Origin of the sequence: Streptococcus sp. 29896 (genome assembly GCF_032594915.1) — a bacterium.
Lineage (GTDB): Bacteria > Bacillota > Bacilli > Lactobacillales > Streptococcaceae > Streptococcus > Streptococcus suivaginalis.
Window position 1 is genome coordinate 1081773 of the sequence record NZ_CP118733.1, and the last position, 24042, is coordinate 1105814.

At 40.6% G+C, this 24042-nt stretch carries 29 protein-coding genes; 2 read left to right on the forward strand and 27 right to left on the reverse strand.

Features of this window, described 5'->3' with window-relative positions:
* Positions 1-38: 38 nt before the first annotated feature.
* From PXH68_RS05025 to PXH68_RS05040, 4 genes are read right to left on the reverse strand one after another with little or no spacing between them, the layout of a single operon-like run.
* A complete protein-coding gene (locus PXH68_RS05025) occupies positions 39-428 on the reverse strand; it encodes a cytidine deaminase (protein ID WP_205030801.1) in 390 nt (129 codons plus the stop codon).
* Positions 415-1077, reverse strand: a complete 663-nt coding sequence (deoC, locus tag PXH68_RS05030) for a deoxyribose-phosphate aldolase (protein ID WP_248028150.1) — start codon at positions 1075-1077, stop codon at positions 415-417. The genes PXH68_RS05025 and deoC overlap by 14 nt, the downstream gene beginning before the upstream one ends.
* Before the next feature lie 15 nt (positions 1078-1092).
* Entirely contained in the window at positions 1093-2370 is a 1278-nt protein-coding gene (locus PXH68_RS05035) for a pyrimidine-nucleoside phosphorylase (protein ID WP_248028149.1), read from the reverse strand.
* Positions 2367-2957, reverse strand: coding sequence for a class I SAM-dependent methyltransferase (locus PXH68_RS05040; RefSeq protein WP_248028148.1), 591 nt, complete (start codon positions 2955-2957; stop codon positions 2367-2369). The genes PXH68_RS05035 and PXH68_RS05040 overlap by 4 nt, the downstream gene beginning before the upstream one ends.
* 108 nt (positions 2958-3065) lie before the next feature.
* On the opposite strand from PXH68_RS05040, the gene coaA reads away from it, so the two are divergent.
* Positions 3066-3986, forward strand: coding sequence for a type I pantothenate kinase (gene coaA / locus PXH68_RS05045; RefSeq protein ID WP_158455069.1), 921 nt, complete (start codon positions 3066-3068; stop codon positions 3984-3986).
* 58 nt (positions 3987-4044) lie between these two features.
* Positions 4045-4293: a 30S ribosomal protein S20 gene (gene rpsT, locus PXH68_RS05050; protein ID WP_187321597.1), complete on the forward strand. Its 249-nt coding sequence runs from the start codon at positions 4045-4047 to the stop codon at positions 4291-4293.
* Between the two features lie 103 nt (positions 4294-4396).
* On the opposite strand, the gene PXH68_RS05055 is transcribed toward rpsT, so the two are convergent.
* The 23 genes from PXH68_RS05055 to PXH68_RS05165 form a co-directional block, all read right to left on the reverse strand.
* Positions 4397-5794 (reverse strand): sensor histidine kinase, encoded by a 1398-nt coding sequence (locus PXH68_RS05055; protein WP_248028147.1) that lies wholly within the window; start codon positions 5792-5794, stop codon positions 4397-4399.
* Complete coding sequence (locus PXH68_RS05060; RefSeq protein WP_158455078.1) at positions 5784-6458, reverse strand: response regulator transcription factor; 675 nt, start codon at positions 6456-6458, stop codon at positions 5784-5786. The genes PXH68_RS05055 and PXH68_RS05060 overlap by 11 nt, the downstream gene beginning before the upstream one ends.
* A gap of 121 nt (positions 6459-6579) precedes the next feature.
* Entirely contained in the window at positions 6580-6933 is a 354-nt protein-coding gene (locus tag PXH68_RS05065; RefSeq protein WP_248028146.1) for a hypothetical protein, read from the reverse strand.
* A gap of 245 nt (positions 6934-7178) precedes the next feature.
* Positions 7179-7835, reverse strand: a complete 657-nt coding sequence (phoU, locus tag PXH68_RS05070) for a phosphate signaling complex protein PhoU (protein WP_158455084.1) — start codon at positions 7833-7835, stop codon at positions 7179-7181.
* 44 nt (positions 7836-7879) lie between these two features.
* Positions 7880-8638 carry a phosphate ABC transporter ATP-binding protein PstB gene (pstB, locus tag PXH68_RS05075; protein WP_158455087.1) on the reverse strand — a complete coding sequence of 253 codons (759 nt, stop codon included), beginning with the start codon at positions 8636-8638 and terminating at the stop codon, positions 7880-7882.
* Positions 8639-8649: 11 nt separating this feature from the next.
* Positions 8650-9453, reverse strand: coding sequence for a phosphate ABC transporter ATP-binding protein PstB (pstB, locus tag PXH68_RS05080; RefSeq protein WP_158455090.1), 804 nt, complete (start codon positions 9451-9453; stop codon positions 8650-8652).
* 25 nt (positions 9454-9478) lie between these two features.
* Positions 9479-10363: a phosphate ABC transporter permease PstA gene (gene pstA / locus PXH68_RS05085; RefSeq protein ID WP_158455092.1), complete on the reverse strand. Its 885-nt coding sequence runs from the start codon at positions 10361-10363 to the stop codon at positions 9479-9481.
* A complete protein-coding gene (gene pstC / locus PXH68_RS05090; protein WP_172044202.1) occupies positions 10353-11270 on the reverse strand; it encodes a phosphate ABC transporter permease subunit PstC in 918 nt (305 codons plus the stop codon). The genes pstA and pstC overlap by 11 nt, the downstream gene beginning before the upstream one ends.
* 2 nt (positions 11271-11272) lie before the next feature.
* Positions 11273-12142, reverse strand: coding sequence for a phosphate ABC transporter substrate-binding protein PstS family protein (locus PXH68_RS05095; protein ID WP_248028145.1), 870 nt, complete (start codon positions 12140-12142; stop codon positions 11273-11275).
* A gap of 136 nt (positions 12143-12278) precedes the next feature.
* Complete coding sequence (locus PXH68_RS05100; RefSeq protein WP_248028144.1) at positions 12279-13583, reverse strand: RsmF rRNA methyltransferase first C-terminal domain-containing protein; 1305 nt, start codon at positions 13581-13583, stop codon at positions 12279-12281.
* Positions 13568-14350: an inositol monophosphatase family protein gene (locus tag PXH68_RS05105; protein ID WP_316715491.1), complete on the reverse strand. Its 783-nt coding sequence runs from the start codon at positions 14348-14350 to the stop codon at positions 13568-13570. The genes PXH68_RS05100 and PXH68_RS05105 overlap by 16 nt, the downstream gene beginning before the upstream one ends.
* The gene (locus tag PXH68_RS05110; RefSeq protein ID WP_158455107.1) at positions 14331-14609 is read right to left on the reverse strand and encodes a UPF0223 family protein; all 279 of its coding nucleotides are present in this window, start codon (positions 14607-14609) and stop codon (positions 14331-14333) included. The genes PXH68_RS05105 and PXH68_RS05110 overlap by 20 nt, the downstream gene beginning before the upstream one ends.
* Before the next feature lie 8 nt (positions 14610-14617).
* Positions 14618-15019 (reverse strand): Spx/MgsR family RNA polymerase-binding regulatory protein, encoded by a 402-nt coding sequence (locus PXH68_RS05115; RefSeq protein ID WP_205030810.1) that lies wholly within the window; start codon positions 15017-15019, stop codon positions 14618-14620.
* A gap of 88 nt (positions 15020-15107) precedes the next feature.
* Complete coding sequence (locus PXH68_RS05120) at positions 15108-15842, reverse strand: potassium channel family protein (protein ID WP_248028142.1); 735 nt, start codon at positions 15840-15842, stop codon at positions 15108-15110.
* On the reverse strand, positions 15839-16759 hold the full coding sequence (locus PXH68_RS05125; protein ID WP_248028141.1) for a bifunctional riboflavin kinase/FAD synthetase: 921 nt from the start codon (positions 16757-16759) through the stop codon (positions 15839-15841). Before PXH68_RS05125 ends, PXH68_RS05120 begins: the two co-directional genes overlap by 4 nt.
* A gap of 35 nt (positions 16760-16794) precedes the next feature.
* Positions 16795-17670 carry a tRNA pseudouridine(55) synthase TruB gene (gene truB, locus PXH68_RS05130; RefSeq protein WP_248028175.1) on the reverse strand — a complete coding sequence of 292 codons (876 nt, stop codon included), beginning with the start codon at positions 17668-17670 and terminating at the stop codon, positions 16795-16797.
* Positions 17671-17763: 93 nt separating this feature from the next.
* A complete protein-coding gene (locus PXH68_RS05135) occupies positions 17764-19017 on the reverse strand; it encodes a DUF2130 domain-containing protein (RefSeq protein ID WP_248028140.1) in 1254 nt (417 codons plus the stop codon).
* Between the two features lie 23 nt (positions 19018-19040).
* Positions 19041-19496, reverse strand: a complete 456-nt coding sequence (locus tag PXH68_RS05140) for an ATPase (RefSeq protein WP_248028139.1) — start codon at positions 19494-19496, stop codon at positions 19041-19043.
* A 76-nt stretch (positions 19497-19572) separates the two neighbouring features.
* The gene (locus PXH68_RS05145; RefSeq protein WP_205030815.1) at positions 19573-20019 is read right to left on the reverse strand and encodes a VOC family protein; all 447 of its coding nucleotides are present in this window, start codon (positions 20017-20019) and stop codon (positions 19573-19575) included.
* Between the two features lie 71 nt (positions 20020-20090).
* Entirely contained in the window at positions 20091-20858 is a 768-nt protein-coding gene (gene ldcB, locus PXH68_RS05150; protein ID WP_248028138.1) for an LD-carboxypeptidase LdcB/DacB, read from the reverse strand.
* A gap of 10 nt (positions 20859-20868) precedes the next feature.
* Complete coding sequence (gene pynA / locus PXH68_RS05155; RefSeq protein WP_248028137.1) at positions 20869-21564, reverse strand: pyrimidine 5'-nucleotidase PynA; 696 nt, start codon at positions 21562-21564, stop codon at positions 20869-20871.
* A gap of 65 nt (positions 21565-21629) precedes the next feature.
* A complete protein-coding gene (locus tag PXH68_RS05160) occupies positions 21630-22994 on the reverse strand; it encodes an AAA family ATPase (RefSeq protein ID WP_248028136.1) in 1365 nt (454 codons plus the stop codon).
* Positions 22995-23009: 15 nt separating this feature from the next.
* Positions 23010-24041, reverse strand: coding sequence for a hypothetical protein (locus tag PXH68_RS05165; RefSeq protein WP_248028135.1), 1032 nt, complete (start codon positions 24039-24041; stop codon positions 23010-23012).
* Position 24042 lies beyond the last annotated feature (1 nt).

Below are 24042 nucleotides of genomic sequence, written 5' to 3' on the forward strand. Positions count from 1 at the left end.
AGTGCAATGGTTTCTCAGTCGTAAGACTGCTTACAAATCTATTTAAGATCTGTAAAAGAGTATGGAAGTAATTCCCCGACTGTCGTCTCGACTGTCGATTTATCTTTAGCGACCAAGGTCACTTTGAGATCAGGATTAAAAAATTCTGCCATCACTTGACGACAAGCGCCACAAGGTGAAATCGGCTGCTCTGTTTCACCATAAATCAAAATTTCAGTGAAATCAAGAACACCTTCTGAAACGGCTTTGAAGATGGCAGTACGCTCTGCACAATTGGTCAATCCAAAACTAGCGTTTTCTATATTAACACCAGTATAGATTTCACCAGACTTTGTCACAAGAAGTGCACTAACTGGAAAATGCGAATAAGGGACATAGGCAAACTGACTATTTTCAACAAGTTTGTCAATTAAATTAGTAGTCGCCATCCGCCTTTTCTCCCTTCATGATCGCAACACCAGATGAAGCACCGATACGGTTTGCACCTGCTTCGATAAAGGCAATAGCATCTGCGTATGAACGTGCACCTCCTGATGCTTTAACCCCCATATCAGGTCCAACAGTTTTTCTCATAAGTGCAACATCTTCAACAGTTGCACCTCCAGTTGAAAAGCCAGTTGAAGTCTTCACAAAATCAGCACCAGCTTCTTTTGACAATTCACAAGCTTTTACCTTTTCTTCATCAGTTAATAGACAAGCTTCAATGATGACTTTGACAAGTTTGTCTCCGCTCGCTTCTACTACTGCCTTGATATCTTCTAAAACAAGGTCGTAATTCTTATCTTTCAGAGCGCCGATATTGATCACCATATCGATTTCATCAGCACCATTTGCAATAGCTTCTTTGGTTTCAAATGCCTTCACAGCTGGGGTATTCGCACCCAGAGGGAAGCCGATAACAGTACATACTTTTACATCGCTATCTTCTAAACCATTAGCTGCAAAAGCCACCCAAGTTGGATTGATGCAGACACTTGCAAAGTCGTACTCTTTTGCCTCTGCTAAAACCTGTTCAACTTGTGCTTGACTCGTCTCAGGCTTCAAAACGGTGTGGTCAATATATTTATTTAATTTCATGTGATTCTCCGTACATTACGAAATAATTTCTAGAATTTCTTTCGTATTTACTCTTTCTGCTTCTATTTTAACATTTTTTCGGAAATTTGTAAGCATATTTTCCGAAATATTTTCATTAGCATAAATTGTTGCAATCGCTTGTCCAGGACTTACGGCTTCGCCAACTTTTTTATGGAAGACAATACCTGTTTCATAGTCTAGTTCATCCGTTTTAACAGCACGTCCTGCACCCAGTTTCATGGCGAACAAACCAAATTCCAAGGCCGGAAGAGCTGAGATATACCCTTCTTCTTCCGCCAGGACATCTACTTGGTGACTAACTTGAACGGAACGATAGAGATCGTCCAAATCGCCTCCTTGAGCCACAACCATTTCCTCAAATTTCTTCAAGGCAGCACCGTTAACAAGGTGTTGATGAACTTCTTCAAGTGATTTCTCTACATTTGCAAGACTGAGCATAATCTGAGCCAGTTCACAAATAAACTCAGAAACATCTTCTCGCCCCTTCCCTTGAAGAATCTCAAGAGCTTCTAAGATTTCGAGACGGTTACCAATTGCCCGACCTACAGGTTGAGACATATCTGTCAATACTGCAACTGTTTTACGACCGACTGCTTTACCTAGATCCACCATTGTTTGTGCGAGAATACGAGCATCTTCAATATTTTTCATGAAGGCGCCTTCTCCAACTGTCACATCTAAGAGAATGGCGTCTGCTCCAGCAGCGATTTTCTTAGACATAACAGAACTTGCGATCAATGGAATAATATCTACCGTTGCCGTCACATCTCGAAGAGCATAAAGAAGTTTATCAGCCTTTACTAAGTTATCAGATTGGCCAATAACTGCAATACCTGTTTCCTGAACTTGTTTGATAAAATCTTCTTGGTTGACTTCGATTTTGTAGCCTTTTATAGACTCCAATTTATCCAAGGTTCCGCCAGTATGGCCCAAACCACGGCCACTCATTTTTGCGACTGGCACACCAAAACTTGCAACAAGTGGAGCTAAAATCAAGGTCACCTTGTCTCCCACACCACCTGTCGAATGCTTATCGACTTTGATACCTGGGATAGCGGATAAGTCAATCTCATCACCTGAATGAACCATAGCCATTGTCAAATCTGAAATCTCTCGAGTTGACATACCACGGAAATAAATTGCCATCGCCAATGCTGACATTTGATAATCTGGAACACTTCCATCAACGTAGCCATCGATCAACCATTGAATTTCTTCCGTACTTAATTCCAAGCCATCACGTTTTTTTTGAATTAAATCAACTGTTCTCATTCTTTCACACTTTCGAGGATATAGTATCCTTTGTCTTTTTTGATAATTTCACAATTGCCATACGTTTCCTCCATTTTAGCTTTGGCACTTGGTGCTCCCTGCTTTTTCTGGATGACAATTGTCAGTCGTCCACCTGATTTCAAGTGCTCTTTTGCTCCTGTGATAACCTGGTGAACTACAGTTTTACCTGCTCGAATCGGTGGATTAGAAATAACAGCATCAAATTGCCCTTGAACAGCTTGATATAGATCAGATTGGAAGATGGTTGCTTGAATTCCATTTTTTTCTGCGTTCCATTTTGCCAATTCAATCGCACGGTTATTAATATCCACCATTGTGACTTCCAGTTGGTAGGCCTTTGCCAAACTGAGTCCCAATGGACCATAGCCACATCCAACATCTAATAATCGTGCTCCTTCATCAACTTCAAGGGCGCTTAAAAGCACCTGACTTCCATAATCAACCATTTTCTTACTAAAGACACCTGCATCAGTTCGTAATCTGAAGTTGTGTCCCAGCAATTGGACCTGGAGTTCATGAATATCATGTGCTAAATCGGGATTATTTTCGAAATACATATTAGACATGTTCCTATTATAACATTTACTAAAAACGTTTACAAGAGTTTTACCCCTATTTACTAAAACCGGTTACATGCGTTTTACTTGATAGAAAAATCGTGCTACAATAAGGCTATGAAAAACGAATTTATGAATTTTGAGAAAATCAGCCGTAAAACTTGGCAACAACTCCACCGCAATACAACCGTGCCTTTAACAGAGGAAGAATTGAATTCGATTAAAAGTTTTAACGATAAAATTAGCCTCCAAGAAGTCTTGGACGTTTATCTTCCGCTTATCAATCTAATCCGTATTCATAAGAAGGCAAGTGAAGACCTGTCCTTTTCAAAAAGTCTCTTCCTGCAGAAAAAAATCAAATCTCAGCCATTCATCATTGGCATTTCAGGAAGCGTTGCTGTTGGAAAATCAACTACAAGTCGCCTTTTGCAAATTCTCTTAACCCGCACCTTTAAACATGCCAAAGTTGAAATGGTTACAACAGATGGTTTCCTTTATCCTAACGCCATCTTGGAAGAGCGAGGCATTTTGAACCGAAAAGGGTTTCCAGAATCCTATAATATGGAGCTGCTGCTTGATTTTTTAGATCATATAAAAAATGGAGACGATGTTCAAATTCCTGTCTATTCCCATGAGGTCTATGATATCGTAAGCGACCAAGGACAATTGATTTCCAATCCCGATTTCTTAATCGTTGAAGGAATCAATGTCTTCCAAAATCCACAAAACCAGCGCCTTTATGTGAGCGATTATTTTGATTTATCTATCTATGTTGATGCTGATGTCAAGGATATTGAAAATTGGTACATCGAACGATTCCAAAAACTACTCTCTCGAGCGAAGAACGATCCAAACAACTACTATCATCGCTTTACCCGCCTATCCTTTACCCAGATTTTAGCTGTTGCTCATGACACTTGGACTAATATCAACTTAGCCAATTTGGTACGTTACATCGAACCGACTCGAAATCGTGCAGACATTATCCTTCATAAGGGGCAAAATCATGAAATCGATGAAATTTTCTTAAAAAAATAAATTTCTCTTGTCAAACAGGATATTTTCAGATATAATGGTATAGTTAGTACAGAAAAGGGTGGAGGTGAAACCATTGGCAAACATTAAATCAGCTATCAAACGCGCTGAATTGAACGTTAAACAAAACGAGAAAAACTCAGCTCAAAAATCAGCTATGCGTACTGCAATCAAAGCATTCGAAGCTAACCCTTCTGAAGAGCTTTACCGCGCTGCAAGTTCAGCTATCGATAAAGCAGAAACAAAAGGTTTGATTCACAAAAATAAAGCGAGTCGCGATAAAGCACGTCTTGCATCAAAACTTGCTTAATAGAAAGAGCCCTTGGGCTTTTTTTATTTTTCAAAAAGAGTGCTCAACTGCTCTACCGTCACATAATCAAAAGAAATCAGCCAGTATACTATACTGGCTGATTTTATCTTGGCAATTTCACTTCAAAAACAGTTCCTTTTGGTTGGTTGTTTTTTACTTGAATATCACCATTTAAAGACTGTACAATTTGTTTGGCGAGAGATAAGCCCAATCCAAACCCACCTTTTTGGCGTGTACGCGCCTTATCAACTCGATAAAAACGATCAAAGATTTTCTTCTTATCTTCTGCACTAATACCGATTCCATTATCAGAAACAAGCAAGTGTAGATTGCGGTCTTTAATAAAGACTGTCAATTCAATCTTCCCATCTTCATCGGAATATTTCATGGCATTGTCAAATAAAATGGTCATCAGTTGTTTTAAAAGAACCTTATCGGTTTTCACCAATTGATGAACATGATTGGTAACGGTCAATTCCTTGCCATTTTCTTCAGCAATAATGCCATAATTTTCAAAAACATCTTCAAAAAATTCCGGACCCACTTCAGATAAATCAGGCTTCAGGCCATCTTCCCTGCGCGCAAGATTGAGCAAATTCGTTGTCAATAAGCGCATATTTCGTACTTCTTCCAAACTGGAGGCAATATTTTCACTACTCTCTAGAATGGTTGCCTCTGGATGACGGAAAAGGCTTTCCAAGCGATTCTGTAAAACAGCCAAGGGTGTATGCAATTCATGGCTGGCATTTTCTACAAAATCCTTCTGCTTTTGAAAGCTAATCAAAATAGGACGCATGCTTAGATTGGCTAGATAAAAACTAGCAAATATCGAAATCAACCAGAAACTGATCATCACAACCACTACTGTTGTTTCATAGGATGCAATCGAAGACTTGATTTGACTCGTATTGAATAAAATCGTCGCATACTCCACTCCTAAATCGGAATAGGCCGCATAGGCTGAACTGTCCAATTGAATCGTCATCGTCCGATAGTACTCCACATCCTCAAATGCCGTAGTCACTTCTATTTCTTCGATTTGATTCAAATCCTTGGTATTTAGTGAAACATCAGCAAGACCTGAGACATCATCAACCGCATTCAAACGATTACCTTCTCCATCAAAAAGAATGATATGGTAATTGGTATTGAGACGAATTTTTGTCTGTGGCTGATAGGGAGGCATAAAATTCTGCTTTGAAGAAGAACTAGTCGTTTCAAATGACTCTGTCTCTGATGAGTTAGTCGATTCTTGATTGGATTGCTCAAAGACTACATCGACATCCGGTGAAAGCCCTCTCGCCATGGCAAATCCCATAATCATGCCAGGGTCACTGGCAATTAGTTGAAAATTTTCATCTGACGAGCGATACATGGTCGCGCGCATGACTTGGAAAATCATGATGGTCATCGAGACGAAAATCAATGTAAAAACAGCAAAATAACGGATAAAATACGAAAAATTATCCGTTGAAAAAAGTTTTTTTGATTTAGTCAACATTTTTCAAAATGTAACCAACACTTCGGAGAGTCTGTAGATTCTCACCAAATGCTGAACCTTTCAATTTTTTACGAATTTTCGACACATATACTTCGACAACTGAGATGGTAGTGTCACTATCGAATCCCCAAATACGGTCAAAAATTTGTGTTTTTGGTAAGATAACGTTTTGATTTTGCAAGAAATAGACCAATAAATCAAACTCCTTCCCTAGAAGTTCAACCTCTTTCCCATCTACATGCGTAGAATTGGTCGCAAGATCCACTGTCATATCTCCATAAGTCAGAATGTTTTCGTTAAATTTTCCAGAGCGTTTGAGCAAGGCTTGAATCCGCATTTTTAGCTCTTCTAAGTAGAATGGTTTTGTCAGATAATCATCTGCCCCCAATTCAAAACCATGTCCCTTATCATCCAAACTTTCCTTAGCAGTCGTAATCAGTACTGGAGTCGTCACTCCTTTTTCACGCAGTTCTTTCAAGACTTGGAAACCATCTTTTTCTGGTAACATCAAGTCAAGGAGAATTAAATCGTAAACACCTGATTCGGCTTCATACAAGCCTTCATCACCATCAAAAACTTGCATCACATCTGCAAAATCATCTAAAAAATCAAATACTGAATTGGATAAACTAAGATCATCCTCTACAAGCAAAATCTTTATCATACCTTTTCCTCTTTGTATAATCCGTTCAACCAACTTTGAGTTGGTTGGCTTCGACATTGTGATTGGAATTATTGTGCCAATTCATTATATCATGGAATTGACATTTCATAAATAGATTTACTTACTGATTACTGCTTTCAATCCGAGCCTTGATTTCCTGGTTTTTTTCTTTTAAAGCATTTACTTCATCGGAAGAATTAGGGTTGGTTGTTGTGGATGATTCTGTCGCCCCACTTGTCACATCTGGTGGAGTCATACCTCTTCCAGCACGATCCGGAGGCATCATCCCTTGCTCTGTTCCAGTTGGTGGAACAGTTCCTTGCTGCAATGCTTGGTTAGCCAAGGCTGATTGGGCAGTTGCAGTTGATAGTTTCCCAACTCCCATTCCACCGGCAAAGCCAGCTGTCAAACTTGCAATCGCAACAGTAGCTAACAATGTTTTCGGATGAGCCTTGGCTTTTTCAATAATTGACATGAATGAGTATACCTCTTTTCTTATGAATATAGTTGACCAAAAAAGTCGGCTAAGCTTGGATGAGTGATGATAAAAAGAGCTACTAAGAGAAATTTACATCCTGATAAAAGCAGGAAGGCACGAATATAATTTGATTTTAGTTGTTGCATTTTGTCATCTCCTTTCTTTGCTTATGGGAAAATTATACTGTCCTTAACTTAAATCAATCTAAAATTATAGGTAAAAAAAGAGCCTTTCGGCTCTTTTTAAAGTTCAGTAATATGACCTGTTTTAAGGTAAACAACCCATTCACAGATATTTTTAGCATAGTCTCCGATACGCTCCAAATACGAAATCACTTGGAAATAATCTCGACCAGCAATCAATGCATCCGGATTCTTCTTGATTTCTTCTGTTGCCAAATCACGAATGCGATCATAGTGAGCATTGATCAATTCATCATGAGCAGCAATTTCATAAGCTTGCTCCACATCAGCATCGTTCAAGTACAAATCAAGCGCTGCTTCTACCAATTTACGAGCTTCGCGGCCCATTTTATTGATTTCTTCCTCAACAATCTGGCTGCGCACTTCGCCCTTCATACGAATAGTCGCCTCTGCAATCGACACCGCATGGTCGCCCATACGCTCCATGTCGCTGGTTGCCTTCAAAACGGTGATAACTGTCCGAAGGTCAGTTGATACAGGTTGCTGAAGGGCGATAATCTCAAGTGATTTCTTCTCCAACTTGATTTCAAACTCGTTGATTTTCTTGTCAGCTTCGATGACTTCTTTTGCCAATTCACGGTCATGAGTGATAAAAGCGCGGACGGCATTGTTTATCTGTACAACCACTTCATTGCCCATTGCATAGAATTGATTGTGCAATTTGTCCAATTCGGTTTCAAATTGTGTTCTTAACATATCTTTTCTCCTTTTGACAGTCCAGTCGGACGCGGAATACAGGCTTATCCAAATTTACCTGTGATGTAGTCTTCAGTTTCTTTGTGGGCAGGATTCAAGAACATTTCCTTGGTTTTGTTGTACTCAATCAAGTCACCATCCAGGAAGAAACCTGTTCGATCTGAAATCCGTGAGGCTTGTTGCATCGAACGTGTTACCAATACCATAGTATATTTGTCCTTCAAGCCATACAAGGTATCTTCGATTTTTCCTGCGGAAATTGGGTCAAGAGCTGATGTCGGCTCGTCCAAGAGGATAATCTTTGGACTTGTGGCCAAAACACGAGCTACACAGACACGCTGTTGCTGACCTCCAGATAAACCAATGGCAGAATCATGCAAACGATCTTTCACTTCGTTCCAGATAGAAGCACCAATCAAGGATTTCTCAACTGCTTCATCTAAGATAGCCTTATCTTTTACCCCATTAATCCGCAAACCATAGACCACATTCTCATAGATAGACATTGGGAATGGGTTTGGCTGCTGGAAAACCATCCCAATTTCCTTACGGAGATCAACTGTATCCGTACGTGGACTATAAATATTTTTGCCGTTGTAGTCAATGGCACCTGTCAAGGTCACTTCTGGGTTCAAATCACCCATGCGGTTAATGGAACGCAATAGGGTCGATTTTCCTGAACCAGAGGGACCGATCAAGGCAGTGATTTCATTTGGATAAAACTCCATAGAAACATTGTTTAAGGCCTTCTTTTTGTTATAGTAAACAGACAAATCTTTTACTTGTAAAATAGGTGATGTCATTTTTTACCTCTCTAACCAAAGTGACCTGAAACGTAATCGTTGGTGGATTTCAACTTAGCATTCTGGAAGATATTGGTCGTTTTATCATACTCAATCAAATCCCCAAGGTAGAAGAATGCTGTGTAATCACTAGCACGGGCAGCTTGTTGCATATTGTGCGTCACAATGATAATGGTATAGTTTTTCTTGAGCTCGAACATAGTTTCTTCCAACTGCATCGTTGCAATCGGATCCAAGGCTGAAGCAGGTTCATCCATGAGCAAAATCTCTGGTTTAACCGAAATAGCACGAGCGATACAAAGACGTTGCTGCTGACCACCTGATAGGGTCAAGGCTGATTTATGCAAATCATCTTTGACCTGATCCCAAAGTGCAGCTTGCTTAAGTGATGTTTCAACAATTTCATCCAAGACTTTCTTGTCTTTTACTCCAGCGCGCTCATGTGGGAAGGTGATATTGTTGTAAATTGATTTCGCAAATGGGTTGGGACGTTGGAACACCATACCAATGTGCTTACGAATTTCATAAACATTCATTTCTGGTTTGTTGATGTCGATTCCCTCATAGAGGATTTGACCTGTAACTTTTGCAATATCAATGGTGTCATTCATGCGGTTCAAACTACGTAAGTAAGTCGATTTACCGCAACCAGACGGCCCAATAAGGGCTGTAATTTTATTTTTTTCGAACTGCATATCAATTCCCTTGATTGCTTCATTCTTTCCATAATAGACATGTAAGTCTTTGGTTGAAAGAGCCAAGTTCTCTTCAGGGAAGGTAATGATATGGCGTTCATTCCAGTTATAATCTGCCATTTTATCTCCTTAACTGATTGACTTCTTAGGCAGAGGTCATTTTTGAATGCAATTTCTTACCGATGTAACGGGCAGAAAGGTTAAATATCAAGATAAAGATGAGGAGGATTGCCGCACTACCTGCCGCTACTTCCGTTCCATCAGGAATGGTTCCCTCACTGTTTACTTTCCAGATATGCACTGCCAGCGTTTCAGACTGACGGAAAATAGAGATCGGACTAGTAACACTGAGTGGATTCCAGTTTGACCAATCCAGAGCTGGTGCAGATTGACCTGCAGTATAGATAAGAGCTGCTGCTTCACCGAAGATACGACCAGAAGCCAAAACAATACCCGTAACGATACCTGGAAGAGCTTCAGGAATTACCACGTGAAGAACTGTTTCCCAACGAGACAAACCAAGGGCAAGTCCTGCTTCACGTTGCGTGTGGTGAACGTGGCGCAAACTATCTTCAACGTTCCGTGTCATTTGCGGCAAGTTGAAGACTGTTAAAGCTAGGGCACCAGATAAAATCGAGAAGCCGTATTCAAATTGCACAACGAAAATCAAGTAACCAAACAAACCAACTACGACAGATGGAAGAGAAGACAAAATCTCGATACAGGTACGGATAAAGTTTGTCAAAGGACCTTTCTTAGCATATTCTGCCAAGTAGATACCTGCTCCTGTAGAAAGTGGAATCGAAATCAACAAAGTAACAACCAGTAGGAAGAATGAGTTGTAAAGCTGAATCCCAATCCCTCCTCCTGCTTTATAAGAAGAAGATTTGCTTGTTAGGAAAGACCAACTGATATGTGGTAAACCACGAACCAGAATAAAGAGAATAAGGGCTGTCAAAATGACAACGATAATGCCTGCAATCGAGTAAAGTGTCGCTGTTGCAAGCTTGTCCATTTTTTTAGCGTGCATAGTTTTTCTTACCCTCTCTTGTAATAAATTTCATAACCATATTGAATACCAGACTCATCACCAAGAGTACCAAGGCAAGAGACCAAAGAACGTTGTTTTGAACTGTACCCATGACAGTGTTACCAATACCCATTGTCAAAACAGATGTTAGGGTCGCCGCAGGGGTTGTCAATGAAGTCGGGATCACAGCCGAGTTCCCTACCACCATTTGAATAGCTAAAGCTTCACCAAAGGCACGAGCCATACCAAAGATAACTGCTGTAAAAATACCTGGTTTGGCAGCGTTTAGGATAACCCGCCAAATTGTTTGCCAGCGAGTTGCTCCCATAGCCAAACTCGCTTCACGATAGTGACGTGGTACTGCACGCAAACTATCAACTGTCATAAAGGTTACTGTCGGCAAAATCATAACAAAGAGTACGAATACACCTGACAAGATACCAAAACCAGTTCCACCAAAGATAGAACGAACGAATGGAACGACGATTTGCAAGCCGATAAATCCATAAACAACAGATGGAATCCCTACAAGCAATTCAATAACAGGCTGTAGAATCTTTGCTCCATGTTTTGGTGAAATTTCTGTCATAAAGACAGCTGCACCAATAGCAATCGGTGTAGCAATAACCGCCGAAAGAATGGTAACGATGAAGGAACCTGAAATCATTGGAAGGGCACCAAAGATCTTGGAACTTGGTTCCCATTTTGTTCCAAATAAGAAGTCTGTAATGCTCACGCCATCCACAAAGAAAGTGGATAGACCACGTTGTGCAACGAAGATCAAAATCATTGCAACGATAAACACAATAAGTGATAAGCAAAGGAAGGTGAGAACCTTACCAAATTTCTCTAAGCGAGAGTTTTTAGAAGGCGAACTCAATTCTTTTGCAAGTTTTTGATTGTTCATTTCTACTCCTTAACTGTGACTGTACCATCAACAGATTTCTCTACCTTCATATCATGTATAGAGATGTATCCCATACTCTCAACGATACCATACTGGACTTCATCCGACATCATGTAATCCAAGAACTCTTTAGTCAAGTCCGTAGGTTCACCCTTGGTGTACATGTGCTCGTATGACCAGATTGGCCAATCATTGGTTGTAACACTTTCAGTGGTTGGTTCAAATCCGTTTAATTTAATGGTTTGAACGCTGTCATCAACATATGCAAATGATAGATAGGAAATTGCTCCTGGCGTTTGACTAACGATGGATTTTACCATCCCGTTTGAATCTTGTTCCTGACTTTGAATAGCAGATTCACCATTCATGATAATGTTGTCAAATGTCGCACGCGATCCTGAACTTGCTGCCCGGTTGATAATGGAAATCTCCAAATCCTTTCCACCGAGTTCCTTCCAGTTAGAAATCTCACCTGTGAAGATTTTACGCAACTCCTCAGTCGTCAAATCATCAACAGTAACTTCTTCGTTGACAATTACAGCAAGACCTGCAACAGCGACTTGGTGATCTACTAAAGCAGTGGCATCAATACCATCTTTCTCTTCTGCAAATACGTCAGAGTTACCAATCTGTACAGCTCCTGACTGCACCTGTGAAAGTCCAGTACCCGAACCACCACCTTGGACATTGACAGACTTACCAAGATTAGTTGAGCCAAATTCATCAGCTGCTGCTTCTACCAAGGGTTGCAAGGCAGTTGAGCCAACTGCAGTAATGGATTCACCTCGGTCAATCCAAGCTGAACAGGCAGACAATGAGAGACTTGCTGTCAATAAGAGAGCAGCAAGACCAAGCTTATGCTTTTTTTTCATTTCTATGTTTCCTTTACATTTTTCAGTGAAAATTTTACTGTAATTTTATTCTATTTTTCAGGTTATTTTACAATAAATTTCCACAAAACCAATATAACATATAACCAACTAACATGCAAAATATTTCTGCTCATTCTTACGAAAAACGAAGCCCTTTTGGAAAGTTATTTTTAAGGGTTCCTGAGACGATTTTTGCAAAACCAAGCCCGTTTCCATGAATGACAACTTGGTACCATCCGTTGGGCAATTCTTTAGAGACAGCTAATGGCTGTCCTGCAGCATAGTCCACAAAGGATTCTTGGCTGATTTCGACCCTATTTTTCACCTCACGCGGCAATAATGCAAGCCCCAAAGCAAAAGAAGGTTCAAATCGTTTGGTTTTAAAAACACCTAGATGCAAACCGTTTCTTGCCAGTTTGATCTTGGACAAATCTGGCAATCCATCTGGTAACAGATACAGATGATCTCCAAAGACTTGTAAGGTCCCGGTTAACTCAACTGCCAGATGTTTTTTCGCAAAATCCAGCCACAACTGTTTCTGTTCTGGCTTTAGATTTGACTTGCTAGCTTTTATTTTCTTTGTTTTTCCTTCTTGATCTAATTGGAACTTGGCAACAAATTGTCCCTCTCCCTTAAAGTGATGGGGATACATACGTGCCGTTTCTGGAAAGGCAATCCCTTCCAACATGCCATTGATTTTCTCAACGGGAAGCAAACTCAAGGGATATTCTTCTAACAACCAGGCAACAACATCTTCGTTTTCTTCAGGCGACCAGGTACATGTCGAATAGACCAATTGACCGCCAGGAGCTAACATTTCGAGTGCCGATTCTAAAATTTCCTTTTGTAAGACAGCACACTGACTTGGATAGTCGCTATCCCAATACTGTATAGCTGCAGGATCCTTACGGAACATGCCCTCTCCTGAACATGGCGCATCCAGAACAATCAGGTCAAAGAACTTGGGAAATACCCGAGCCAGTCGGTCAGCGGATTCATTGGTCACAACGACATTACGAGCGCCAAATCGTTCAATATTTTCGACCAATATTTTGGACCGTTTCTGAGAAATTTCATTGCTTACAAGCAGACCTGTATTTTTCAGATAAGAAAGGAGATGGGTAGATTTGCCACCAGGTGCAGCAGCTAAGTCCAAGACCTTCATACCTGGTTGAGGTTGAGCCACTTGACCAACAATTTGTGCAGCTGGCTCTTGTGAATAGACTAAACCAGCTACATGCTCCCAGCTTTTGCCACTCACTTTTCCATAATAAGACCATTCCAAATGCGGAATCTTTTCCGAATAGTCTGGAAGCTGCGCTTTCAGTGGATTGGTCCGAAATGCTGAAACAGCTGGCTCATCAAAACTTTGGAAAAATTTTTCTGAGTCAGCCCCTAACAAAGTTTCATACTTTTTTCTAAATTCTACTGGTAATTCCATTCGTCTAAATATCCTGTGATCTCATCTTTCAGAAGACTGGGAAGAAAAAGTACATACTCTCTTCCTTCAAATCTTGGTTTTCCATTTTCCAAACTCAACAATTCATAACCGAGCTTGGGTCCTAAAATAGCGGCAACTGCATAGTCCCATGGGTATAAATAGGAAGCATGGGCAACTAACCGCCCTTCTAAAACATAGGCAAAACTAATGCCAGCACTACCATAGGATCGTGTCCCCAAACAGTGATTAGCCAATCGGGCCAATCCGAAAGCATTTGATGCAAAGAGTCCAGCATTCAACCCCAGTAAGGAACGCTTAAGTTCCCCTTTTTGATAGCCTAAAAGAGGCCAATCATTTAGGAAAACTGGAAATTCTCCTCCTCCCCAAATAAGCTGGTCTGCCATGACATTGTAAAGCAGGGCAAACTGACCTACCCCTTGTTCAAAATAGGCAAGCAAGATGCAAAAATCAGTCTGCTGGGCAATAAAATTTGTCGTGCCATCAATCGGATCCAAGACCCAGACACAGCCTTTGGAAATAGAGATATGTTCTTGTGACTCCTCACCTAAAATGGCATCCAAAGGATAGGCTTGTAAGATGTCCTGACTCAATTGATCCTGAATAGACTGATCAAAGTTTGTCACCAAATCTTTAAAATCTGCTTTTTCAGTAATTTCCACTTGCTGGTTCATATGTTCACGTAGCCATCGCCCGGCCTTTAAGACTATTTGTTGGGCAAATCTTAGCTTAGTTTCCAAGTCGAACAACTCCTCTCCCTTTCTCCTTGGCCATTTTCACAGCTTGATAGGTTGAGTAACCAGATGACTCTTGAAATTCTCGATCGATTTGTTTTTCCTGTGCCTTGCCTGGCACTACTTTTTTAAAAACTGAGTAGCTAGTCAGCAGGGCTTCTGCTTGAGTGCCACCCTCATAGGCTGCCTCCACTTGATTCAAAAAAGAAAGCACGGAGGAAATCTCCTCGGTGCTCCACATCATATCAAGCGGATATGAATATTGTTTGTTCATATCGTTCCTTATCCAATTTCTGCTCGCAAAGTAGCATTTTTTAACTCTTGTTTTCGGTAATTACGCGGTAAGAAGGCACGAATCTCATCTTCGTTAAATCCAATCTGCATCCGCTTATCATCCAAAATAATCGGACGACGAAGAAGACTTGGATAGGTTTCAATCAAATGAATCAGTTCTGAAACAGATAATTCTTCAACATCGATATTTAGTTTTTGGAAAACCTTAGAGCGCGTCGAAATAAGGTCATCCGTCCCGTTTTCTGTCAAAGACAAAATCGTTTTTAGTTCAGCCGCAGTCAGGGGACTGGTCATAATATTATGCTCAGTAAACGGAACTTGATGATTGGTTAACCAGGCGCGTGCTTTTCGACAGCTCGTACAACTTGGCGATAAAAACAAAGTAATCATCAATATTCACCCCTTTCCACATACTCGTTCCCACATATCATTATACCCCATATTTCTAGAAAATTCAATAAAAACCGAGTAATATTCACTAATTTCCGTCGATTTCTGTCATTTTATCCAACTTATCTGACAGTTCTTTCAAGACTTGTTCCTGGTTTTCTAATTTTTCTAATAATAGATCAATCTTGGTATCTTTTTCATTTTCTGTAAAAAAACGTGTGATGGTCGAAGTGACCATACCAAAGGTACAGATACCTACCAACATCAAAATGATTGCAATAGCTTTTGAAATCGCATCTTGCGGTACAATATCGCCATAACCAACGGTTGTCATCGTTACAATGGACCACCAAAGTGAGTCGAAAATCGATTTTTTCTCCAAGATAGACAAAAGAAGGCTTGAAATCAGGACAGCTGAAATATTCAAGATCAAAACCTTATACAAACCATTGGTATGTAGAAGTTTTTTGATGGTATCCCAAAATCGATTGGACAAGGCGATAACTCTGGTTAGGCGCAAAAGACGGAACAAACGAGCAATTCTACCTAATTGTAAGAAGCCAAAGAGTTGATCAAAAGGCAAAATGGCAATTAGATCAAAAATATGACTTTTTGCATATTCTTTCCGATTACTGGCGTAAAAGAGATTGGCTAGATAATCAAATACAAAAATCCCCCAGAAAATCAGATCCAAGCCCTTATAGAAAAAACTAGTCGCTGAAAACCATGAAAAAAATTCACCGACTAAGAGCACAATATAACAGATGGCAAAAAAGGTCACCATCGGTTCATAACGCGGATGAGATATCAAGCGCTTGATCATGTTCCCTCCCAATGCAGAGCTACTTTCTCATCTTCTTTCATCTGCTCCATCAAACTATCTATGCCGTCAAATTTTACCATATCTCTGATTTTATCCAGCCAGTAAATCGTCATCTTTTCACCATATATATAGCGATTAAACTGGAAGATATGGGCTTCGATTCGCATTTCAGTACCATCAAATGTCACATTTTTTCCCACGCTTGCCATAGCACGAAAACGCTCACCATCTACTTCTACATCAGCAACATAAACACCTGCTGGTGGTAAATGCACGCGGTCAAAAGGAGTTAAGTTAGCAGTTGGATAGCCGATGGTACGACCTCTGGCATCCCCATGCACCACAATTCCCTCCGTAGAAAATGAATAGCCTAGAAGCCGATTGACAAGGGACATATTGCCAGCTTGGATTTCCTGACGAATGCGCGAAGAGGATACTTTGAGTCCATCAACCTGCACTTCTTCAACAATCTCGACTTGCCCCTCAAACAAGGCGGTCAAATCAGACACGTCTGCTCTGCAATTTCCAAAATGATAGTCAAAACCAGCCACCAAAACTCGAGCATTGATTCCTTTAATGTAGCGATCGATAAACTCCTGAGGACTGTTTGCTGCAAACTCACTCGTAAAATCCGTCAAAACCAATTGATCAACGCCATATTGTTCCATCAATTGAAACCGTTTTTCCTGGCTGGTCAAATGCAGCAACAAATCCGGACTGAAACGAGCAAATGCTAATCGTGGTGTTTCAGGAAAAGTTAAAACTGTAACGGTAAGACCTTGCTCATCCGCTACTTTCCTAGCCCTGTCCAAGAGCGCCTTGTGGCCAAGATGGAGACCATCAAAATACCCCAAGACCAAAACAGTTGGTACCTGATTCATCAGGTCCTTATAATTTTTTATATACTTAATTTCCATATCACTTTATTGTATCATAGGTTTCTACTCCATCACTAGAGAAAAACCTTTCTGGGCTTATAATAGTCTTCCCTTTGTTCTAAAATTGCGATTAATCTTCCCTGATGGAAACCTGCAAGCAGGGCTTCTTGATGTTCTACGGTCAAAAATCTCCCGAATCGAGCTCCTTCTACCTGCGAGCTTGTTAATTCAACGACCGGTAGGTCTCCAACTCCTTGTTCAATGGGACGAAGGAAGGAATAGTCTTCTTGCGATACCTTATCAGCAATTTCCTCGATTGTCAGGGCGTCAGCCAGGGTCATTCCTGCAGAACCTGTTCGCTCTAGCTTGGACATATGACTAGCGTAGCCTAGCTTAGAGCCCAAGTCAACAGAAAGGGTGCGGACATAGGTGCCCTTTCCACAGCGAACTCGAAAAGTGAATCGTGCACAGTCATCTGCCAACTCGATCGGGCTGGTCCGTTCAAAACTGTAAATGTCAATTTGGCGTTGAGGACGTTCGACTTCTTCGCCCGCCCGTGCGTACTCATAAAGTTTGCGACCCTTTACTTTGACAGCAGAATACATAGGCGGAATCTGGGTAATAGTACCGATAAAGCTAGCCATGGCCTCATCAACTGCCTGCTCTGCTATTTCCAAAACCGGTGTCCGCTCAACGACATCGCCCGATGCATCTTCGGTCGTGGTCGAATAGCCGAGGGTAATCTCCCCCTCGTAAATCTTGCCCTCTTCCTGCATATACTCAATCATGCGCGTGGCCTTGCCGACTGCAATGGGCAGAACGCCTGTCACATCTGGGTCCAAGGTCCCACCATGCCCAATCTTCTTCTCCTGCAAAATCTTGCGTAATTTAAATACCACATCGTGGGAGGTCATTCCCGCTTCTTTTTTCACATTAATAATTCCTGAAATCATGTTTTCATTATAACATAAAGGACCGCTCTTTTGGGCGGTCCCTCGTCGATTCTACTTATTTCCTAATTATAGTCTGTATAACAGGGACTTCTAGTCCTCCTTCAAAGCTTCAAACTTAGCTTTCATCGTAGGGTTGTTGCGGGTTAATTTTTTGACGGAGACATCGTCTAGTTTATTATTTGCAAGGCGGAGCTGGTTCTCGCTGGTTGTTAGGAAGCGTTTGACTTCTTCCATCCGCTTGATGGACTTGTCAATTTCATCAATAGCTTTTTTAAAGTTGTTACTTGCCGAGTTGTAGTTCTTGGCAAAGGCTGTTTTAAAGGCATCTAGCTCCTTTTCGAATTGGGTGATGTCGTCATTTTGCTTTTTAATCATTGCCAACTCCTGCTTGTACTGCAAACTGTTCAGCGCAGCATTTCGCAAAAGCCCAATTAGCTGAATAAAGAACTGAGGACGGACCACGTACATCTTGTCATACTCATGGCTGACATCGACAATCCCTGTATTGTAATAATCGTTGTCCGCTTCCAACATAGTCACTAGAACGGCATATTCGCATTCCTTTTCGCGACGGTCCTTATCCAATTCTTTGAAGAAATCTGCGTTTTTATGCTTGGTTTTGGTTGTATCCGCCTCATTCTTCATCTCAAACATGATGGAGATGATTTCCACACCGTTCTCATCCAACTCCCGATAGATGTAGTCCCCCTTGGAACCAGAAGCGGAAACCGCATTGTCCTTGCCAAATTTTGCCCGTGGAAAGGCATAAGAACGAACCTTGTTAAACTCTGCCTCTGCAAATTGCTCCAGGCTCTCGCCGATTGCCTTGGTGGACTGCTGGGCTTTGAAGTTCTTGTAAAACTCCACCTGCTCATCTGCTGCCTTGAGCCGTACCTCGTACTCCTGACGAGTGGTCGCAAGCGCCAACTCCTGCTTTTGTTCCTGCACAACCAAGGCATTTTGAGCCGCATCTCGCTCTTTTTCCACCTGAGCGACAGCCTGTTGCAACTCCAAATCCTTAGCCAAGCCGATCTGCTCCAATTTGGCTTTCAACTCTTGGATTTCTTGGTCTTTTTTTGAAAGGGCAGAGCTGATTTCTAGCTCCGTCTGACTAGACAACTTGTCCAAACGTGCAGTCAGTTCAAGGATTTCCTTGTCTTTATCTCCCAGTTTAGCTTGCAAGTCATTTTCTGCCTTCTGGGACAATAATTCCCGTTCCCGCTCCAAACGGTCGTGGATTTCCTTTTCAAACTCCGCACCACGTACCTGGGCCAGGAGTTGACTATACTCAGTTTCATTGACAGTAAAAATAGTAGAGCAATGCGGACAAGTAATTTGATGCATACGTGATTCCTTTCCAATTTCAACTAAAGATTCAATTCTTTTTCCAAATAGGCCGACCATTTTTCTCTAAGAGCGGCTCTATCTGGCAGTTTCTTAGCATTCAATAGAGCCTTGATGCAGTCATTTTGTACCAACCAGCCAGTCATATCTTTTTTAGCATCTGCAAATTCATTCCCAAAATCAAATGGAATGATTTCTTCAAAAACAATCTGCTGGTCCTTAATGTGAAAACTAACCTGTGCCCTGTCCCATTCGTAAGCAAGGTGCGATTCTGGTTGGTAACTAAGCAGGGGCATGACCTCTCGAAAATCTTCCATCTCAAAAACCAAATGGTCACTTTTCACACTTAGCTGCGGAAACCACTTTTCAAATCCTTTGTTGGTGGCAAGGAGGTTCCAACTATCAGAGGGACTGGCTTGGACCTCATATTTCAGGCGTAAGATATATTGATTTTCAGCTTGTTTGATTTCTACTTCCATGGCAGCTCCTTTTGTGGTTTATATTATAGCAAATTTATTCTTAGCAATCAAAAAACCAGGAGACCCTGGTTTATGATTAGTTTTGATCTGCGTAGTATTCTTGACCAAAGCCAGCTACTTCCGCATTGACTTGCCAATGGATACCGAATTTGTCCTGCAATGATCCATAAGCTGGTGACCAAGGTACTGCTTGTAAGTCCATTGTGATTTGTTTTGCATCTTCAGATAATTTAGCAAATAGGTCTTTGGCTGTTGCCTCATCATCGGTAATCAAAGCAACTGTAATGTTGTCGCCCACCGCATAAGGCATCTCTGGGTTGTTGTCTGACAACATAAAACGTTGACCATTCAAACGAAATTGTGCGTTCATGACAAAGTTTTCCAATTCTGGTGGACAATCCGGCAAGAAATCTTTGAACAAATTCACTTGTTCAACTTCTGCGCCTAGCGCGTTCTTGTAAAATTCAATTGCTTCTAATCCGTTACCATTTGTAACCAAATAGACTTCCATTGCTTTTAGCATGTATATTTCCTCCTTGCCAATTTAGGCTCCTCATTATACCACAGGAAAATTGTCCGTACAACTAATTAGTGCTATTGAGCGTAATCCCCGCCTTCAACCCCATAATACTCTTCCAGAGTCAAGCCAGATTGGTAGATCTCTGTCGCTTCTTGACCTACATAACGGATATGCCAAGATTCTGGCATGTAGCCTGTTGACGCTTCTTTTCCTTCCAAATAGCGAACCACAAAGCCATATTCATGGGCATGCTGAGCTAACCACTGACAAGCTGTCGGTTCCGTTAAAAGGTTGCCCGCAGTATCAATCAGATCAAAGGCCAGTCCAGTTTGGTGTTCTGAATAACCTGGTCTAGCTGAGTAGCGATCGGCATTTGCTTGACCGTCTTGGTTGACATAGTTTTGGTAGAGCGAAGCCTGTGTTTCATAGGAACGAAAACCCGAGTATTGATTGGATACCGCAAAGCCTTGCGCCTGCATATTGGCTAGTAACTCCAAGAAGGAAGCAAGGGCAGTTGGGTCCTCTCCAGGTGCATAAGAGCTTGCTAGAGGATGTTTTTTATTGACAATAATGACCGGTCCATACTTGCCTTCAACATAGTAATAAGACCCATTATAGGCAGCATCTTGGCTGACCTGACCTGCTTGGCTTGCTTCTGAAGAACTACTCGTGTCAGCCTCTGCTTGAGTCGAACTGGAAGCTACCTCTTGGGAACTGTTTGAGCTAGCTAAAGTCTGGCTACTTTGACTGTTACTTTCGCTAGTTTGCTTTTCTTGAGAATTTCCGCAAGCAGCCAGCGTTATTAAACTAATACCTAACAAAATCCAATATCTCTGTTTCATATCCCTTCTCCTATTCTTTGATGGATAAAATATCAAAAAGTTCACTATAATGTGAAATAGTGTAGGTTGGCTGAGCAGGCCCGTGATTGATTTGCTTGGTTGGATTGTACCAAACAGAATCGATTCCTGCATTATTGGCACCTTGAATATCTGCAGTCAAGCTGTCCCCTACCATCAAAAGACTGGTCTTATCACCACCTGAAACCTGCTCTGCTATTTTATCAAAAAAAGCAGCCGCAGGCTTCTGGGTCCCCATCTTTTCTGAAATGAAGACATCTGTAAAATACTGCTGGATGGGAGAATGGTGCAGGCGGTTCTCCTGGATGTAGGTGATACCGTTTGTCGCCGCATACAGCTGGTAGCCGTTTTGGGTCAACTGGCGTAACAGCTGGTCTGCCCCTGTAAAAATTTGTCCCTGCTTACCGATAAATTCCTGATAGGTCAGAGCCATCTGGCGGCCATCCACTTGGCGGCCAAACTGGGCAAAGGTTTTGGAAAAACGTGTATCAATCAACTCCTTCTTGCTAATCAAACCCTTTTCCAAATCCTTCCACATAGCCTGGTTAATTGGACGATAGACATCCTTGAAGGCCTGAATATCAGTCACATCCATAGCCTGCAAAAACTGGGTCAAAGCCAGTTCTTCCCCACGCGCAAAATCCAGCAAAGTATGGTCTAAATCAAATAAAATATGTTTGTAATGCAATTTGGTTCCTTTCTTAAATAAGCTATTTATAGGTTATTCTAAAAATTTAATTCATTATTAAACACTCACATGTCTGGCAAATTAAGGCAAAGGTCCTTCTCCATGAGCATGGTCAAGTCTTCATTTCCAATAGCTTCTTTTTCTGCTAGACGATTTGCTTGGAGCGACAATGAAGCTTCAAAAAGATTTCGAACTGCTCGTCCATTTGAAAAATTTGATGGTTTCTTATTACAGAGCTTTTGTAAGTAATCTTTCAACGAAAGGCTTGCATCAGTTGTTAGCTGCATCTCATAATTTTGGCAATATAGGTTGAAGATATCAAACAGTTCTTCTGCTGTATAATCAGGAAAGTGGATGGATTTGTTAAATCTTGATTCCAATCCAGGATTTGAAGCCAGAAAGTCACTCATTGGTCCAGAATATCCAGCAACAATCACGACAAAATCATCACGCTTATCTTCCATAGCTTTTAGAATCGTATCAATTGCTTCTTGCCCAAAATCAGATCCACCTTTAGCAAGAGTATAAGCTTCATCAATAAACAAGATGCCACCCATTGCCTTGTCAATCACCTCTCTAGTCTTTATCGCAGTTTGACCGACATAACCCGCTACCAAATCAGACCGATCGACTTCAACCAATTGCCCCTCCGACAGAATTCCCAATGCTTTGTATATCTTTGCGATTAATCGGGCAATGGTCGTCTTACCAGTTCCGGGATTTCCTAGAAAAACCAAATGATTGGAAGTTTTTATTTGCTTATAACCTCGTTCTTTTCTGATTTTATTGAGTCTTAGCAAGTTTATTAAATTACGAACCTCACTCTTTACATTTTGCAATCCTATCAATCGGTCAATCTGCTCTAACACATCCTCAATTGTTTCAGCTCGAGAAGAAGAAATCGAAGAACTTTCTTCTGATATACTAATTGGTTCAGTGTTAGTGTTGACTGATGTTTTTTCAAACTCATGTCCAAATTCTTTATCTAAATCTGGAACATTCTTCACATACTCTTTCAGATTTTTTACATAGTCGATAAATCCTTGTACATTTATCGATTTTTTATGTTTTTTACTTAAACTATAGTGCTGCCCAATCACAATGATTGATTTTATATAGAGGTCAGAGAGTATGAAGCCGTTACTTTTCTCCTTGACTTGATCAATTTGACAAAGCATCTTGAAGGAAGAATGAATATTCTCATTTTCATCTCCTATGCATTCAACTTGAATCTCTGAGAAATAGGTCATCATAAAAAGATTGATGCGTTCTTCGCTATCTTTAAGAGATATTTTTTGAATAAAGGTTAGGAGATCTTGACAGACCATCTGCTTCAAGGAAATTGGTCCTTGTTTCGATAAGTGTTTTGTATCAACACTATCACAAGCATATAGAAGTCTGTCTATAGCATTTTTGATTTCTAAATCCATTTTCAAACCTCAAATTTAAAGCAGAGCGACTTGATCCATAATCGTATGATAGACTTGACGCGAGGCTGCCAAATCTTGAACTAAGGTTTCTTCCAAACTGGATACAATAGTTTCTTTTAATTCAGCTGTATTAACTTGATTTAAAGTTTGGAAAGTTTGTTGATCATCTAAAGCAAGAATTAAGTTTTGATTATCTTCAATCACTTCTTTCTGCGAGAAAACTTCTTCCATTAATTCTGCACAGTAGATATCCATTTCAACTGTTGTCATATTGGACTCCAAAAAAGCATAGTCTTGTAATCTTTCAAGAAACCAACCTGATTGTAAAATATCATATACACTCATCCATCTATCATGAGAAGAATGCCATACACTTCCACTATTTAATTTTGCCTTGTTATTAAAATAGTAGAGCTCGTCATAAAACCGTAATGACATGGTTAACATAGAAAGAAGCGAGAAAATTGACAAAATGATTGAACTTTTATCTGTTGCAATTTCCTTCTTAAAAACAGCAATTAATAACTGTAAGACATTGTATAGTTGATCAACTAGTTCACGCATTTTTTCTTCAGAATATGGATTTTGACGTCTTCTAGCATCCAACATGTCTGTATATGAAGAAAGAACTTTATTAAATTCATAGCCAGTCTGAATATCATGTCCCTGTTTTACAGTTTGATGGAGATGTTGAATTTGTTGAGCGATTTCCTCACTCATTTGTTCGAGTTTAGCATATAAAATTGCAAAGCCTGCACAGGTTGCAACCAGATTCAAACAATTCAACGCAAGGGTTATATTTTGTAAAACAGTAACATTTTGAAGCAATTGAAGCCCATTATTGGTTAATTGTAAATTTTTATGTATTGCTTGAAAGGCCTGGTTTACCAATTGAGCAGCCTCTTTATTTTGAACTTGATTAATCGCAACTTTCTGAATCGCTCGTATTTGTTTATTATTCCCTCTCAATACTATCTCAAGGACACCTTTTTCATTAAGAAAACTATACAGTTCATGCAGACTATGAATATTTATTACGTTAGACATT